General features: G+C 63.2%; 19 protein-coding genes. 6 read left to right on the top strand and 13 right to left on the bottom strand.

Annotated elements, in window-relative coordinates:
- Positions 1 to 4: 4 nt before the first annotated feature.
- Complete coding sequence (locus GRI68_RS12745; protein ID WP_160617626.1) at positions 5 to 1375, bottom strand: NAD-dependent succinate-semialdehyde dehydrogenase; 1371 nt, start codon at positions 1373 to 1375, stop codon at positions 5 to 7.
- Between the two features lie 179 nt (positions 1376 to 1554).
- Between GRI68_RS12745 and GRI68_RS12740 the strand changes: the two genes are divergently transcribed.
- Both GRI68_RS12740 and GRI68_RS12735 read left to right on the top strand, forming a co-directional pair.
- Positions 1555 to 2154 carry an outer membrane protein gene (locus tag GRI68_RS12740; protein WP_160617625.1) on the top strand — a complete coding sequence of 200 codons (600 nt, stop codon included), beginning with the start codon at positions 1555 to 1557 and terminating at the stop codon, positions 2152 to 2154.
- Between the two features lie 117 nt (positions 2155 to 2271).
- Positions 2272 to 2541, top strand: coding sequence for a hypothetical protein (locus tag GRI68_RS12735; protein ID WP_160617624.1), 270 nt, complete (start codon positions 2272 to 2274; stop codon positions 2539 to 2541).
- A 9-nt stretch (positions 2542 to 2550) separates the two neighbouring features.
- On the opposite strand, the gene trmB is transcribed toward GRI68_RS12735, so the two are convergent.
- Both trmB and ctrA read right to left on the bottom strand, forming a co-directional pair.
- On the bottom strand, positions 2551 to 3258 hold the full coding sequence (trmB, locus tag GRI68_RS12730) for a tRNA (guanine(46)-N(7))-methyltransferase TrmB (RefSeq protein ID WP_160617623.1): 708 nt from the start codon (positions 3256 to 3258) through the stop codon (positions 2551 to 2553).
- 107 nt (positions 3259 to 3365) lie between these two features.
- Positions 3366 to 4067 carry a response regulator transcription factor CtrA gene (ctrA, locus tag GRI68_RS12725; RefSeq protein ID WP_160617622.1) on the bottom strand — a complete coding sequence of 234 codons (702 nt, stop codon included), beginning with the start codon at positions 4065 to 4067 and terminating at the stop codon, positions 3366 to 3368.
- A 505-nt stretch (positions 4068 to 4572) separates the two neighbouring features.
- Here ctrA and GRI68_RS12720 point away from each other — a divergent pair.
- A complete protein-coding gene (locus GRI68_RS12720) occupies positions 4573 to 5292 on the top strand; it encodes a chorismate mutase (protein ID WP_160617621.1) in 720 nt (239 codons plus the stop codon).
- On the top strand, positions 5292 to 5849 hold the full coding sequence (locus tag GRI68_RS12715) for a prephenate dehydratase domain-containing protein (RefSeq protein ID WP_160617620.1): 558 nt from the start codon (positions 5292 to 5294) through the stop codon (positions 5847 to 5849). The genes GRI68_RS12720 and GRI68_RS12715 overlap by 1 nt, the downstream gene beginning before the upstream one ends.
- Here GRI68_RS12715 and GRI68_RS12710 read toward each other — a convergent pair.
- The 5 genes from GRI68_RS12710 to dksA all read right to left on the bottom strand — a co-directional run bounded on the left by GRI68_RS12710 (position 5846) and on the right by dksA (position 9584).
- Positions 5846 to 6634, bottom strand: a complete 789-nt coding sequence (locus GRI68_RS12710) for a tryptophan 2,3-dioxygenase (protein WP_160617619.1) — start codon at positions 6632 to 6634, stop codon at positions 5846 to 5848. The genes GRI68_RS12715 and GRI68_RS12710 overlap by 4 nt on opposite strands.
- 33 nt (positions 6635 to 6667) lie before the next feature.
- Positions 6668 to 7081 (bottom strand): DUF4112 domain-containing protein, encoded by a 414-nt coding sequence (locus GRI68_RS12705; RefSeq protein ID WP_234028802.1) that lies wholly within the window; start codon positions 7079 to 7081, stop codon positions 6668 to 6670.
- Between the two features lie 5 nt (positions 7082 to 7086).
- Positions 7087 to 8544: an ABC transporter substrate-binding protein gene (locus GRI68_RS12700; protein WP_160617618.1), complete on the bottom strand. Its 1458-nt coding sequence runs from the start codon at positions 8542 to 8544 to the stop codon at positions 7087 to 7089.
- Between the two features lie 48 nt (positions 8545 to 8592).
- Positions 8593 to 8955 (bottom strand): PilZ domain-containing protein, encoded by a 363-nt coding sequence (locus GRI68_RS12695; RefSeq protein ID WP_325063810.1) that lies wholly within the window; start codon positions 8953 to 8955, stop codon positions 8593 to 8595.
- Positions 8956 to 9125: 170 nt separating this feature from the next.
- Positions 9126 to 9584 (bottom strand): RNA polymerase-binding protein DksA, encoded by a 459-nt coding sequence (gene dksA, locus GRI68_RS12690; protein ID WP_160617617.1) that lies wholly within the window; start codon positions 9582 to 9584, stop codon positions 9126 to 9128.
- 287 nt (positions 9585 to 9871) lie between these two features.
- Here dksA and GRI68_RS12685 point away from each other — a divergent pair, with 287 nt between their 5' ends.
- Positions 9872 to 10210 (top strand): SEL1-like repeat protein, encoded by a 339-nt coding sequence (locus GRI68_RS12685; protein ID WP_234028801.1) that lies wholly within the window; start codon positions 9872 to 9874, stop codon positions 10208 to 10210.
- Positions 10211 to 10213: 3 nt separating this feature from the next.
- Here GRI68_RS12685 and GRI68_RS12680 read toward each other — a convergent pair whose 3' ends face one another.
- The 5 genes from GRI68_RS12680 to GRI68_RS12660 are packed head-to-tail and all read right to left on the bottom strand — an operon-like array spanning position 10214 to position 13468.
- On the bottom strand, positions 10214 to 11350 hold the full coding sequence (locus tag GRI68_RS12680; protein WP_160617616.1) for a GNAT family N-acetyltransferase: 1137 nt from the start codon (positions 11348 to 11350) through the stop codon (positions 10214 to 10216).
- On the bottom strand, positions 11337 to 12077 hold the full coding sequence (locus tag GRI68_RS12675) for a glycerophosphodiester phosphodiesterase family protein (protein WP_160617615.1): 741 nt from the start codon (positions 12075 to 12077) through the stop codon (positions 11337 to 11339). Before GRI68_RS12675 ends, GRI68_RS12680 begins: the two co-directional genes overlap by 14 nt.
- Positions 12078 to 12084: 7 nt before the next feature.
- Positions 12085 to 12546, bottom strand: coding sequence for a RidA family protein (locus GRI68_RS12670; RefSeq protein ID WP_160617614.1), 462 nt, complete (start codon positions 12544 to 12546; stop codon positions 12085 to 12087).
- An 11-nt stretch (positions 12547 to 12557) separates the two neighbouring features.
- The gene (locus GRI68_RS12665; protein ID WP_160617613.1) at positions 12558 to 13193 is read right to left on the bottom strand and encodes an HAD family hydrolase; all 636 of its coding nucleotides are present in this window, start codon (positions 13191 to 13193) and stop codon (positions 12558 to 12560) included.
- Positions 13190 to 13468 carry a DUF3572 family protein gene (locus tag GRI68_RS12660; protein WP_199799763.1) on the bottom strand — a complete coding sequence of 93 codons (279 nt, stop codon included), beginning with the start codon at positions 13466 to 13468 and terminating at the stop codon, positions 13190 to 13192. The genes GRI68_RS12665 and GRI68_RS12660 overlap by 4 nt, the downstream gene beginning before the upstream one ends.
- Positions 13469 to 13566: 98 nt before the next feature.
- Here GRI68_RS12660 and GRI68_RS12655 point away from each other — a divergent pair, with 98 nt between their 5' ends.
- Positions 13567 to 13932 (top strand): response regulator, encoded by a 366-nt coding sequence (locus GRI68_RS12655; protein ID WP_160617612.1) that lies wholly within the window; start codon positions 13567 to 13569, stop codon positions 13930 to 13932.
- Positions 13933 to 13988: the final 56 nt, after the last annotated feature.

The raw sequence follows: 13988 nt of genomic DNA, 5'->3' as shown, positions 1-13988 counted from the left end.
CGGGTTATCCTTCCGGGTAGACCACGGTCTTGAGGTTCATGAATTCGTGCAGGCCGAAGCGCGACAATTCGCGGCCATGGCCCGAGCGCTTGATCCCGCCGAACGGTGCTTCGATCTTCGATCCGTTGACCGCGTTGAATGTGGTCATGCCAGCTTCGATCTCGTTGGCGAAGCGCTCGCGCTCGCTATCGTCATGGGTCCATGCAGCCGAGCCGAGGCCATAGGGAATCGCATTTGCGATGCGGATTGCTTCGTCGATGTCGGCGGCACGGTAGAGCTGCCCGACAGGGCCGAAGATTTCGTCCGTCCCGGTTTCGCTGCCCACTTCGACATCGGTCAGAAGACCTGCTGTCATCCACGCGCCGGGGCGATCGATATTTTCGCCGCCGAACAGCAGGGTTGCGCCTTCTTCCTTCGCTTTGGACACCTGGTCGAGCACCGTATCGCGCTGGCTCTCGCTCGATAGCGGACCGAGTTCGGTGTCCTCATCCATCGGATCGCCGGGCTCGATGTCCTTCAAGGCGGCGATGAAACGGTCGGCGAAATCGTCGTAGATATCGGCATGCACAATGGTGCGCTTGCCGCAGATGCAGGACTGGCCGTTGTTCTGGATCCGCGCCTGGACCGCGTCCTTGACCGCCTGATCGATATCGGCCGAGGGCATGACGATGAAGGGATCCGAGCCGCCGAGTTCGAGCACGACCTTCTTCAAATTCTTGCCCGCCTGCTCGGCCACCGCCGAGCCCGCGCCTTCACTGCCCGTAAGCGTGGCGGCGATTACGCGATCGTCGGCGATGATATCCGCGATCGGATCGGAGCCGATGCAAAGGTTCTGGAACACGCCTTCCGGCGCGCCCGCCTCCAAAGCAAGCTCTTCCATCTTCGCGGCAACGCCCTGCACGATGCTGGCATGCTTCAGCAGTCCCACATTGCCGGCAAGGATCGTCGGGGCGAGAAAGCGTACAACCTGCCAATAGGGAAAGTTCCACGGCATCACCGCCAGAACCGGCCCCTGCGGCAACCAGCGCCCTTCGGCCCGCCCGCCATCGGACAGGTGCCAGGTCTCCGGCTTCAGCATGTCCGGGCCGGCCTTAGCGAAATGATGGAGTAGCGCGGCGCATTTCTCGACCTCGCCGATCGCTTGCGAAATCGGCTTGCCCATTTCGGTCACGGCAAGCCGCGCGAGCTCGTCCTTCCGGCTCTCGTAGAGATCGCCCATCTTCGAAAGCACATCGGTGCGGCGCGACAATTCGCTGGTCCGCCAGTCGCGATAGCTATCATGCGCGCGGGCCAGCTTGCGATCGATCGCCGCTTTGTCGAGCGTTTCGTATTCGGCAATGGTTTCGCCGGTGGCGGGGTTGGTGGTGGTGATCATGGGGAAGCTCCGAAGGTCTTTTCTCTCCAATGGACGCAGCGGCGGGCTGTTCCGCAATCGCGGTCATGATGCCCAGAAGCCACACCGCATCATCCATCGTCTTCCGGTTCATCGCGCAGCAAAACGGCGTGCGTCAGGCCCCGTGATCGCAACAGGCAACGACAAGACAAGGATCGACCATGAGAAAAGGCATTGCCATCGCCGCCCTCGCCGCAGCGTTCGCGACCACGCCCGCGCTGGCGCAATCTGCCCCGGGCGGGCTCTATATCGGAGCACTCGCCGGCTATGAGGGGATCGATGTCGAAGCGCAGGACGGGTCCGCCTCGGCCGATGCCGATTCGGTCGTGTACGGCATTTCCGCAGGCTACGACCTTTCGCTCGGCTCGGCCTTCGTCGGGATCGAGGGTGAGATCTCGACCAGCGACGGCACGACCGAATTTCCTGCCAGTTTCGGCGGCGCGCGCGACGGGCTCGAAGCCAATGGCCAGTATTATGTGGGCGCTCGTGCCGGCTTCGCGCTGACCCCGGGCATTACAGCCTATGGCAAGGCGGGATACACCGCGCTCGATACCAGTGCCTTCACCCAGTCGGGTTCGCTGGACGAATTGAAGGATAATGCCGGTGGCTTCCGTTTCGGCGGCGGAGTGCAGATCGGCCTGCCTGGTCCGCTCGAAGCGCGCGTCGAATATCGTCGCTCGCGCTACGACGATGCGGCTTCGCCCGATTTCGGCGAGACGACCACCGACCAGGTGGTGGTGGGTCTCGGCGTCCGCTTCTGATCGCAGTCATTGGGGCGTGAAAGGGCCGCTCCATCGTGGGGCGGCCCTTTTTGCGTCGCGCCGTATCAAGCCGGCTTAGCTGCTGACGGGCCCGCCAGCAGAGGCTAGAGAGAGGCGATGCAACTCGACGATCTCCTGCAACGCTATTTCGCCACCGACGACCTTTCGCGCGTATCGCCCGATGCTTTGGCAGCGGGAATCGAACACTGTCGGGTCGATCTCGGTCTCGAACGGGATCGCTCGCGGCGCTTCGGCCTGTGGGCGTTGCTCTACATGCTGGGCTCGGCTCCCGATCTCGACGTGGCGTTCGAGAACGAAGAGGATCGCGAGGCCGCGCGCAATTTCATGGATTTATCGGCAGCCTCGGAAGGCACCGCCGACGATTGACAGTTAGCGCTAGCGGCGCCGGTAGCGGAAATACCAGACCTCGTGGCCCTGCTTGCGGGCCTTCGCTTCGTAGCGGGTCTGCGGCCAACCGCCGGGCCGTTTGAGGAAATCCTGCGGACCATCGCAGAGCCATTCGAACGGCCCGTCTTCGGTGCAATAGCGTCGCATCACCATCAGCGCATGGCGCAGATAGACCGGATGATCGGTGCCGAAGCGGAACTCGCCTCCGGGCTTGAGCTTGGCGGCGATCATTTCGACCGGACCGGGATTCATCATCCGTCGCTTGGCATGGCGCGCCTTTGGCCAAGGATCGGGATGCAGCAGGTACACCATAGTCAGTGCACCATCGGGCACACGATCGAGCACTTCGAGCGCATCGCCATGCTGCAGCCGGATATTGGCGAGCCCGCCCTCCTTGATATGCGTCAGCGCGCTGGCGACGCCGTTGAGGAAGGGTTCTGCCCCGATGAAGCCGTGATCGGGCAGCAGGTCCGCCCGGTGCGCGAGATGTTCGCCGCCACCGAAGCCGATCTCGAAATGCAGCGGCCGGTCGGTGCCGAATAGCCGTTCGGCCGTAATCGGGCCGTCGGCAGGCACGGCAAGCTGCGGCAGGAGCGTATCGACGAGTTCCTGCTTTCCCGCGCGCAGAGGTTTGCCGACCGAGCGGCCATAGAGTCGGTTGAGCGTGGTCGGATCGCCGGGCTTGTGCGCTGTCATGCGGCGCCCGCTAGCATGGGTTGGCGCAAAGAAAAACGCCCTCCCGGCCCGATGGCCGGAAAGGCGTGAAAGTAGTCGCTACCCGGGTAGCGAGGGGAAAACTGTCTCTAGGCGGCTTCCTGCTCGCCTTCGTCCTGCGGGTCGCGCAGCACGTAGCCGCGGCCCCAGACGGTTTCGATGTAGTTCTCGCCGCCGCATGCGCTCGAAAGCTTCTTGCGCAGCTTGCAGATGAAGACGTCGATGATCTTGAGTTCGGGTTCGTCCATCCCGCCATACAGGTGGTTGAGGAACATTTCCTTGGTCAGCGTGGTGCCCTTGCGCAGCGAGAGCAGCTCGAGCATCGCGTATTCCTTGCCCGTCAGGTGGACCCGCGCGCCGTCGACTTCGACCGTCTTTGCATCGAGGTTCACCGCCAGTTTGCCGGTGCGGATAACCGACTGGCTGTGCCCTTTCGAGCGACGCACGACAGCGTGGATGCGTGCGACCAGCTCTTCGCGGTGGAACGGCTTGGTTACGTAATCGTCGGCACCGAAACCGAAGCTGCGAACCTTGGAATCCATTTCGGCGACGCCCGAGAGGATCAGCACCGGCGTCTGCACCTTGGCGACGCGGAGCTTCTTGAGCACGTCGTAGCCGTGCATATCCGGCAGGTTCAGATCGAGCAGGATTATATCGTAATCATACAGCTTGCCGAGATCCAAACCCTCTTCGCCGAGATCGGTCGAATAGACATTGAAGCCCTCGGTCGTCAGCATGAGCTCAATTGCCTTGGCGGTTGTCGGCTCGTCTTCGATCAGCAGTACGCGCATCTCGTATCCCCTATTTCCCCGGTAGCCCCAAGCCCCGGTCGCGGTTCGGCGGCGACGCTGGCGCACCGCATTTCCGCGAATTGGTTAACACGAGCAGTTCTGAAGAGAAAAGGTTAATATGCTGTAAAAGGTTAACGCGGGGTATTTTCCACCAGCCGAGTCAGTTATTTACGGGGACGGAACCGGTTACCGTACCTACAGGTGTTGCTCTGGAGCCACAAATCTGACTCACGAGAATCAAACGATTGACCGATGCGGCTTCTCGTGAGAGTTTCCTCTTCGCGCCGATTTGCGCGCTTATAGGAGCAACACCATGACGAAAGATCGGGACAACCACCTGACCGTGTCGGACGTGCGCTTCTATTATTTCGGCTCGTTTACCTGCCGGTACGCCTACGTGGCGTGCCGGTGATCATCCGCGCGGACTGATTTTCCCGCGGACCGTCGAACATTACAGGTAAACTGCGCACGCCATCCGTCGTGCGCCAGCCGAAAGTCCCGAAACATGCATCTTCACACCACCAAACCGTGCTCGCTCGACGCATTGCGCAGCGAGATCGACGCGATCGACAACCAGATTCTCACTCTCGTAGAGCGCCGCACGGCGCTGGCGCGCAAGATCGCGCAAGCCAAGGCGGAACGCGACACGGTCGAGGCCGAGATCCCGCTTCGCCCGATCCGCGAAGAACAGCTTCTCGCCCGCCTCGCCAACCGTTCCGGATCGGTTCCGCCCGCCAGCATACGCACGATCTGGCGCGAGCTTATGTCGCTTTCCCTCCAGGCGCAGCGCCGCACCGAAATCGTGCTTTGCGCCGGGCAGGACAATGCCGCGCTGACCCAGCGGGCTATGCGCCGCTTCGGTAGCGGTGCGCCCCTGCGTCCGCTGAGCGATTCCGACATCGCCCTCGAGGCGGCTCGCGTCGACGGGGCCATTGCGGTGATCGAATTGCGCCCGGGTGAGGATTGGTGGCTCGCGCTGGCCGATGACCCCGACCTTTCGATCATTGCCGAATTGCGCGAGCCGGGCATGCGCCATCCGGCGCTGTGCATCGCCCGCGTCGCCGAATGCCACCTTGCCAAAGAACGGCGCTGGCTGGTGCTCGATGAGGCGCAAGCGCTCGAGCGCATTATGAATGGCGAAACACTGTGTCCGATCGCCAATGCGGGAACCAAGCGACTGTGCGTGGTCGAACAAATCGACGAACCGATGCGCGGCGCCGCCTGATGTCGGGGCACGTCCTGTTCGCGGGCGAAAAAGGTGCCTTCGGCGAGGAATTCTGTCGGACCTATCTGGCCAAACGCACACCGCTCGGCGTCGCCAGTTTTGCGGTTGTGGTAGAAGGCGTAGCCGAAGGCCGCGCCGAGTGCGGCGTGGTGCCGACCCGCAATTCGCGGGCCGGACCAGTCGACGGCGTTTCCGAATTGCTCGAAAATACCGCGATACGGACCGTCGACCACCAATGGCTGGCCGTCCGTATGCATTGTCTCGCCGTGCCCAGCGCAACGCTCGACGATATTGCCGAGGTGCGCAGCCATCCCATGGCATTGCGACAGTCGTTCGATTTCCTGAACCGCCATTGCTGGAACCGGGTCGAAGTGGGCGACACCGCCCTCGCCGCGCGCCAGGTGGCCGAGGAAGGAAACCCCCGCATCGCAGCCTTCGCATCGCGCGCGGCAGCGCAAGCCTACGGCCTCTCGATCCTTGCCGAAAACGTCCATGATGACGCGGCCAATCGCACCGAATTCGCGATCATCGTGCGCCGCGACAGCGCAGCCGCCTAGAGAACGGTCCTGACTGAAAGCAATTCGGGGAAGAACCCTTTGGACAGCACGCTTTCGAGGTAGGCGACCCCCGCGGTGCCGCCCGTGCCACGCTTGAAGCCGATGATCCGTTCGACCGTTTTCAGATGGCCGAAGCGCCAGCGCTGGAAATGGTATTCGAGATCGACCAGCTTTTCGGCCAGCTCGTAAAGCTCCCAATGCTCTTCCGGCGCGGCGTAAATCCTGGCCCAGGCCTGCTCGACCGCTTCGGAGCGTTCGTGGGGGCCGGTGCGATCGCGATCGAGAACCTCGTCGGGAATTGCGAAACCGCGCTCTTTGAGCAGCACCAGCGAAGCATCGTAGAGCGAGGGCTTGTCCAGCTCGGCGCGAAGGTCCGCAGCGACGTCCTGGGTCGCCTCGTGCATCGTGATCATGTTCGGATCGCGCCCGCCCATGATAAACTCCATCAACCGGTACTGGGCCGACTGGAAACCCGACGAATTGCCCAGATGCGGGCGGATCTTCGAATAGTCGGACGGCGTCATCGTTGCCAGCACATCCCAGCTAGAGATCAGCTGGCGCTGGGCCATCGCGACCCGGCTGAGCATCTTGAAAGCGGGACGCAGATGGTCCTGAGCGATCTGATCGCGCGCGCCCTCCAGCTCGTGGAGACACAGCTTGAGCCACAGCTCGCTGGCCTGGTGGATGACGATGAACAGCAGCTCGTCATGCGCGTCGGACGCCGGATGCTGCGCCGACAGGATTTTCTCGAGGTCCAGATAGGACGAATAGGTCACATCGCTCATGACCGCATCCCATAGCCGGACCTTTGCGACAAATCAGCCCTCGATAATGCGGGCAGCGGGATGATGTTTATCGAGGTGAGACTTGACGATGCGCAGGTTGCGGCTGTTCGAGCGATAGAAGAAATCGAATGCGTCGCCCACGATCGGAACCATGCCTAGCGTCGAATCGATACCGACATTCATCGCCATCCGCGCCAGCTTCCATTTGGGCAGGCCGAGATTGCGCGCTTCCCAGACGAGATAGGCGCTAAGCGCCCCTGTAATGATGTCGCCGGCGATCGGGACCAGGCCAGCCAAAGCGTCCACGCCGAACTTGCGGCCCCAGCCGGGCACGGTGAAGCTCCGCTCGAGCACGTATTCGAGCGCCTCGATCCGTTGCCGGATGTGATGCGGCTCGCGCCCCAGCGGCACCTGGGGAATCATGCGGGTCGGGCGTTCGCTTTCCATTGGGTCTATCTGGCCCGCATTGCGATTTCCATCAAGGGATGGACGCCGAACGCGTTGTTCTGGAAGCCTTCGAGCCCGGCAGCGACCAGCGACCATCGCACCGGTTGGCCGAAACTGATGAAAATCTGCTGGGCTTCGACTAGCGCTGCGGCCTCATCGATCAGCACCGAACGCACCGCTCGCGGATCGGCGCTGCGCGCCTCGGCAAGCAGATCGTCGATTTCCTCGATGCAGAGCCGGCGGGCGATCCCGCAGCGAAACCGGTTGAGATACCATTCCGCGCTGTCAGCACTCGCGACCCGGTCTACCAAGACGAGGTCCGCATCGTCGCCCGGGGCGATACGCTCGGATTCGAGTCCAATCGCCGAGAAATCGTTCGATAGCGCTGCGAACAGCGCGGCACCGCCCTCGCCGCGCGGCAAGGCAATCCGGAGCGCTGCAACCCGTTCGCCGCTCGCGCGCCACCTCGCCACGCGCTGCGCTGCCAATGCGCGGCGCTGTTCGAGCGATAGATCGCGCCATTCGGCGACGGGAAGCAGGCGCCCGCTCGGCCCCTCACCGGGGAGCATGCCGAGCCGCACTTGCCAATTGCCGATCCCGAAGGGCTCCATCAGCGCATCGCGATCGACCGCCATCGCCAGTGCGGCGCGGTTCTCGGCCGAAGCCATGAAACCGTCGCGATGGGTGAAGGCGAGCCCGAACAGGCCTTCGACATCGTCGATTCGGAGCGCCCCGCGCGACAGCCCGCGATCGGTCAGCAGGATATCGGCGATCGTGCCACCCAGGACGATCCGCACCTTGCCGTCGGCGAAGGCCTCGATCGCGCGCTTGGCGGGCAAGGCCTGCAATTCGAGATCCCGCGCCTGCTTGTTCCAGCCCTCTTCGGTCGGCAGTCCACGCGCTTCGGGCGGCAGCGGACTGAGTTCGGCGCGCTTTCCCTCGGCCGTGCCGCGCATCGGCCCAGCACCCTCGCCCTTCCGCACCAGGCCGAGCTCGGGCCTGGCCAGCAGCGCAAGCAAATCTGGCGTGGGGTGGGTGAGGCGTATTTCGAGCACGCGCCCGGCCATGGCGCGGACTTCAGATATGCGCCCCAGATCGGCCCCCAGCGCTGTCCCGCGCTGAGCCCGGATCGCCGCACTCAGAGCGCGACGCGCGCCTTGTGCATCGATCCTGCTGCCATCGGGCCACGCGCCGTCGCGCAGGCGGAAGATATAGCTCGCGCCGTCATCGGTAACGATCCAGCGTTCGGCAAGAGCAGGCACGATCCTGCCATAGGCATCGAAAGCGACCAGCCCTTCGCGCGTTGCGGCCCGCCACTCCATCGCTGCCGGACCGATCGCATCCGCAGCGAACGGATCGGATCCCGAATCGATGATCGCGATCGCAACGCGGTCATCATCCCTCGCTCCGCAGGCCGAAGCCAGCAAGGTCAGACAAATCAGGATGAATAAGCGCGCGGTCATCGCGCGGTCCCTAGCGGGAAACCCGGGCAGACGGAACGGGCGAAGCGATCAGAGCTTGCGCAATGCGCCCGTGTCGCCCTTTTCAAGCACCGGCCGGGTATAGCGCGGCGTACCGTCGCCCCCACCAACCGGCGCGCGGGCTTTCTTGGGGTCGATTTCGCGGGCGAAAGCAATTCCGAAACGGCTATCTTGGACCCAAGCCACGGTCCCGTCGGTCCAGCCGACATTGCGCAGATTGACGGACAGCGACTGGCCACGTTCCGGGACGGGATTTCCCTCGGCCATCATGCCCCCCTTGGACAGGTTTCGCACACGTACGCGCTGGAGCTCGGTCTCCCCCCGAAGCCGGATTTCGGCCATCAAGAAAAGGCTGTCCCGCTCGCGGTCCCGCTTGTCGATATCCTGCATCATGCTTCCATCCCCGAGACAGTCGATACGGCCGTCAGCGCGCTTCGTTCCACCTACTTGGCCAAGCGGCGCGCCTTGCAACCTCGTTCACCGAAAATTAAAACCTTGAGGTTAACAAGATTTTAATTCTCTGAGGGAAATCCGTGCCGTAGCGGGACACTGAGTCAACTAAATCAATCGTCTCGCGAGATTTTTTCGCGGCGCTCATGGGCTTCCTGCGCCTCGAGCGACATCGTCGCGATCGGGCGCGCGGTCAGTCGGCCAAGTCCGATCGGATCACCGGTTACTTCGCACCACCCGTATTCGCCTTCGTCGATCCGGCGCAGCGCAGCGTTGATCTTGCCGATCAGCTTGCGTTGGCGATCTCGGGTGCGCAGTTCGATTCCCCAGTCGGTTTCCGAAGAAGCGCGATCATTGAGATCGGGCGAACGGATCGGGCCGTCCTGCAACTGCTGGAGCGTGCCTTCCGCCGCTTCGAGGATCGAGCGTTTCCACTCGATCAGAAGTACGCGGAAATAATCCTGCTGGCGCTCGGACATGTATTCTTCGGAATCAGATGGAGTGTAATCGGCAGGGAGCGTCCGCTTGGCTCGCGCCAGTACGTCCAGGTCGTCTCCTAAGGCGATCGACATCCTCGTCTCCAACGGCGACGCCGGTTGCTCCCCACTCCCAATCGCCCGCTGGCTGCGGCCCGATGGGGCAGACGGCATCGCATGTGGGCGGGCCTATAGAGAGGGCGTACCGGGCATACAAGGCGGTTGTCGTTCAGTGCGGCAAATCGTGCACAACAAGTCACACCGCAGCCAAGCTGCTCAAAAAAGTCGCGGAGGTATTAACCTTTTGCCAACCATGTTCGTAGAGCTTCTTCCTTGTCGGCGGACATTTGGGTTCCGCCTGGAAAACGCAATTGGGGGTAACAATGACTGCTGCTGCACTGCGGGTGATCGAGCCCGAAACAGTCGAAGAGACATCGAAACAGGAAATCGATCCCGTCGTGGCGGGATTCCTCGCCCGGGCATCTGAGGGGGATTGCGATGCCCTGTTCGAACTCGGCGTGGTTTACTCTACCGGCTCCAATGGAGCGCGAGTAGATCTCGTCGAAGCGCATAAATGGTTCAATCTCGCCGCATTGGGTGGAAGCGAAGAAGCCAAACACTGCCGCGCGGACATTTCCGACGAGATGACGGCACGCGAAATCGCCGACGCCCAGCGCGAAGCGCGCGACTGGCTTTCGCTCACCGCCCGCCGCGTTGCTTGATTCTCAACCCTTTTTGAACGGCGTGTGCCGCGCCAGCGCGTCACGCTCGTGCGCGACAGCTTCGCGCTCTGCGGCGAGGAATTGCGCGACCGCTTCGCGAAATCCGTCGTCCGAGATCCAGTGGGCCGATACCGTTTCGACCGGCTCGTAGCCTCGCAGCAGCTTGTGCTGCCCCTGCGCGCCCGCCTCGACCCGGCCCAGGCACCGTTCGAGCGCCTCCTCGATGGCCTGGTAATAGCAGACCTCGAAATGGAGGAACGGTCGATCGACCAGCGCGCCCCAATACCTGCCGTATAGCGCTTCGCTGTCGAACAGATTGAGCGCGCCTGCGACCGGGCGCCCGTCCTCCTCCGCCAATACGAGCACGATCCGGTCCGCCATCGTCTCGCCAATCAGCGAGAAGGCTTCGCGCGTCAGGTAGGGCGAGCCCCATTTGCGGGCGCCGGTATCCTGATAGAACAGCCAGAACGCATCCCAGTGCTCTTCGCGGATATCCGCGCCCTGGAGACGTCGAATGGTGACGCTGTCGATTGCCTGCGCCCGTTCCTTGCGGATATTCTTGCGTTTCCGCGACGAGAGCGCGGCGAGAAACCCGTCGAAATCGCCGTAATCGCGATCGAACCAGTGATACTGGATGTCGCGTCGCATGAGCCAACCGGCTTCTTCGAACAAGGCACGCTGACGAGGTGCGATGAAGGTCGCGTGGGCCGATGAAATCCCATGCTGTTCACAAAAGGTCTCGGCCGCTCGCAACAGCGCCAGCGCAATGGCGGGGTCATCGCTGAACACGCGCGGGCCATTCACCGGAGTGAATGGCGCGGCGATCTGGAGCTTGGGATAGAAGCGTCCACCGGCGCGCTCCCATGCGTCGGCCCATTGATGGTCGAACACGTACTCGCCCTGGCTGTGGCCCTTGAGGTAGGATGGAAGCGCGCCGAGCAATGCGCCCTTGGCATCCTCAGCTATGATCGGGAGCGATTGCCACCCGCTCCCCTCGCCCACGCTGCCAGATTGTTCGAGCGCGGAGAGAAACGCGTAAGAGGTGAACGGATTGTCGCCCGCCAGCGCGTCCCAGCGCGCCGGATCGAGCGCGGTCACGCCGTCCTGTGTGCGGATAGTCACTGATTCAGCCGAAACCATTTCCTTCCGCAATCGGTGCGTCGGCATATCGTTCCGCGGTGGCGCGCTGCTCGGGTTCGCGCACGGTCCATGTCGTCAGCGGAATCCCCTTGCGGCGCTGCGCTGCCGCGAGCCGGCTCGGCAGGTCGCGAATGTCCCAGGCGAGAAAATCGGGTTTGGCATGACGGATCGCCAACCGTCGCCGGATCCGCCCCGGCAGCGCGGTATCGTCCTGCTCGGTTACCACCAGGCCGCGCGGCGTTTCGGGGGAATGGACCGCGAACCAACACGCGATGCGCGGATCGAAGCTCATCACGCCATGGGGGCCGCGATACCCCTCGAGCGTGCGCCGGATCGCAAGGCAGACGGCCGAGACGCGATGATCGCGCTTGGACTTCACCTCGATCAGCAGGGGGACGCGACCCGCCACCAGTTTCAGCACGTCTGCCAGTCGCGGGATGGTCTGCCCCGCACCGCCACGCAATTCGATCGCCCCGAGGCTCTGCGCGTCCCGCTTGGCGACCGGACCGGTCTCTCCGGTCAGCCGCTCGAGCTCCCAATCGTGGAACACCATCGCCGTGCCGTCGCGCGCGCGCTGGATGTCGCATTCGATGCCGTATCCCGCCTCGATCGCAGCTTCGAAAGCGGCCATCGAGTTCTCGGGCACACCGGAATTGTGCAAGCCGCGATGGGCGAAGACGGTGCCATTCAACCAGCCGAGATCGATCGGATAGCTACGCGCCGCCATCGCGCGATCAACCTTGCGAAACGGCGACGATCGCGTCGACTTCGACGGCGGCGTTAAGCGGAAGCACCGGCACCCCGACCGCGCTGCGCGCATGGCGACCGATCTCGCCGAACACGTCGAACATCAGGTCGGATGCGCCATTGATCACCTTGGGCTGGTCGGCGAAATCGCCGGTCGAATTGACGAAGCCGCCGAGCTTTACGAACCGCTCGACCCGATCGAGCGAACCGAGCGCATTTTCGAGCTGGGCGAGAATCATCAGTCCGCAGGCGCGCGCCGCCTCGATCCCGCGTTCGAGCCCGACATCCTCGCCGAGCCGACCGGTCACGAGTTCGCCATCGATAAACGGCAGCTGACCCGACACATGGGCGAAGCCGCCGTGGATCACCACGGCCTGATAGGATGCGACCGGAGCCGCGGGCTGGGGGAGCGTGATCCCCCGGGCGTGCAGATTTTCGGAAATGCTCATGGCGCTCGTTCCTACAGCCGCTCGAGCAGCCAGGGAAGGGCTTCGTCCCAGTTGTCGATCCTCGCATGGGCGTGCCCCGCCTCGTAGGCGCAGTCGATATGCGGCGACAATTCGGGCTCGCCGCACATGTGCAGCCGGATGCTGTCGGGATAATCCTGCGCCGCCGAGGCGTGGTGTTGCGGTAGATCGTCGATGAAGGCGACCTTGCCCGGCGCATGTTCCTCGACGATCCGGCGGATCGCCGGGCCTTTCGGGCCCTGATTGGTGTAGACTTCTATATCGAGCCCGTGCCCAGCCAGCTGGGCCTTTCGCGCCTGAGCGCGTTCATCGAGCAAATTGGTGAGGATCACCACGTCCGCCGTTTCGGCAAGGGTGTTGAGCGCCTCGATCGCGCCAGGGAACGGATCCTGCCGGTCCATCTCGGTGTCGAAGAACGCGGCCAGCAGGCGCCAGACATCCTGCCGCTCTACCGGCTCGCCTTTAGCGCGATAACGGAGTGCATCCGAAAAATCGTTTTTCAACGTGAAATCGATGTCGTGCTCGCTCGCCAGCCAGTCGCGAAACGGGCCGACCATACGCAGGAGGACTTCATCGCAATCGCAGATGACGAGCGGACGGTTCGCTTCGGGCTTTGCCGCGCCGCTCATCGGGCCAGCTCCGCGCGCGCCGCGGCGAGCCGTTCGGGCGCCAGATCGAGCGCGCCGGCTGCAGCCAGCAGATCGGCTTCATGCGCAGCGAGAAAATCGAGCACGGCCAGTTGCACCGCCCGATCTTCGAGACCGCCGCGCAGCTGCTCGGGCGTGAGCCCGGTCAACGACAGCAGGCGTTCCGCCCGCCGATCGTCGGATAAGGTCCAGGCGAGCGCGCGGATCGCGATGGCTTCGGGCTCTGCGGAGCGGGATTGTGTCTCTGAGTTGGACAAGATTTTTACGCCGTTTGAAAATGGTTAAAATGTGGTTTACCAAAATCGCGTCGCCCGGATAGAAAGAACCTCCCGGCGGCGCAAAGGGCCAGCCACCAGTGTCAAAGCGTATCCTGATTGTCGAGGACAACGACCTCAACCGTCGCCTTTTTTGCGACGTTCTGAAATCACGCCAATACGAGGTCGAGCCATGCGCCGACGGCGAACAGGCGTTGATGAAGGCGCGCGAGTTCCGCCCCGACCTGATCATCATGGACATCCAACTGCCCAATGTCTCAGGCCTCGACCTGATCGAAGAAGCGCAGCGCGACGAAGGTTTGCGCGACACGCCGGTGCTGGCCGTTACCGCCTATGCCGGGTCGGGTGACGAGGACCGCATCCGCCAGGCCGGTGCCAAGGGCTATCTGTCGAAGCCGGTGTCGATCCGCCCTTTCATGGAAGCGGTCAGCAAATTGGTCGATTGATAGCCGAGGCCCTGCGACTGCCCGGCGCCGTTGCGAGCCGCGCTGTCAAGTAATCA

The sequence above is a fragment of the Alteriqipengyuania halimionae genome (assembly GCF_009827575.1).
In the GTDB taxonomy this organism is placed as follows: Bacteria; Pseudomonadota; Alphaproteobacteria; order Sphingomonadales; family Sphingomonadaceae; genus Alteriqipengyuania_A; species Alteriqipengyuania_A halimionae.
The sequence above is the reverse complement of the archived record's forward strand: the minus strand, read 5'-3'. Positions and strand labels throughout refer to the sequence as shown.

Bases quoted from the DNA above. Each gene is read 5' to 3' on its own strand.
- GRI68_RS12745 (WP_160617626.1), bottom strand. From the start codon at position 1,375: ATGATCACCACCACCAACCCCGCCACCGGCGAAACCATTGCCGAATAC.
- GRI68_RS12740 (WP_160617625.1), top strand. From the start codon at position 1,555: ATGAGAAAAGGCATTGCCATCGCCGCCCTCGCCGCAGCGTTCGCGACC.
- GRI68_RS12735 (WP_160617624.1), top strand. From the start codon at position 2,272: ATGCAACTCGACGATCTCCTGCAACGCTATTTCGCCACCGACGACCTT.
- trmB (WP_160617623.1), bottom strand. From the start codon at position 3,258: ATGACAGCGCACAAGCCCGGCGATCCGACCACGCTCAACCGACTCTAT.
- ctrA (WP_160617622.1), bottom strand. From the start codon at position 4,067: ATGCGCGTACTGCTGATCGAAGACGAGCCGACAACCGCCAAGGCAATT.
- GRI68_RS12720 (WP_160617621.1), top strand. From the start codon at position 4,573: ATGCATCTTCACACCACCAAACCGTGCTCGCTCGACGCATTGCGCAGC.
- GRI68_RS12715 (WP_160617620.1), top strand. From the start codon at position 5,292: ATGTCGGGGCACGTCCTGTTCGCGGGCGAAAAAGGTGCCTTCGGCGAG.
- GRI68_RS12710 (WP_160617619.1), bottom strand. From the start codon at position 6,634: ATGAGCGATGTGACCTATTCGTCCTATCTGGACCTCGAGAAAATCCTG.
- GRI68_RS12705 (WP_234028802.1), bottom strand. From the start codon at position 7,081: ATGGAAAGCGAACGCCCGACCCGCATGATTCCCCAGGTGCCGCTGGGG.
- GRI68_RS12700 (WP_160617618.1), bottom strand. From the start codon at position 8,544: ATGACCGCGCGCTTATTCATCCTGATTTGTCTGACCTTGCTGGCTTCG.
- GRI68_RS12695 (WP_325063810.1), bottom strand. From the start codon at position 8,955: ATGATGCAGGATATCGACAAGCGGGACCGCGAGCGGGACAGCCTTTTC.
- dksA (WP_160617617.1), bottom strand. From the start codon at position 9,584: ATGTCGATCGCCTTAGGAGACGACCTGGACGTACTGGCGCGAGCCAAG.
- GRI68_RS12685 (WP_234028801.1), top strand. From the start codon at position 9,872: ATGACTGCTGCTGCACTGCGGGTGATCGAGCCCGAAACAGTCGAAGAG.
- GRI68_RS12680 (WP_160617616.1), bottom strand. From the start codon at position 11,350: ATGGTTTCGGCTGAATCAGTGACTATCCGCACACAGGACGGCGTGACC.
- GRI68_RS12675 (WP_160617615.1), bottom strand. From the start codon at position 12,077: ATGGCGGCGCGTAGCTATCCGATCGATCTCGGCTGGTTGAATGGCACC.
- GRI68_RS12670 (WP_160617614.1), bottom strand. From the start codon at position 12,546: ATGAGCATTTCCGAAAATCTGCACGCCCGGGGGATCACGCTCCCCCAG.
- GRI68_RS12665 (WP_160617613.1), bottom strand. From the start codon at position 13,193: ATGAGCGGCGCGGCAAAGCCCGAAGCGAACCGTCCGCTCGTCATCTGC.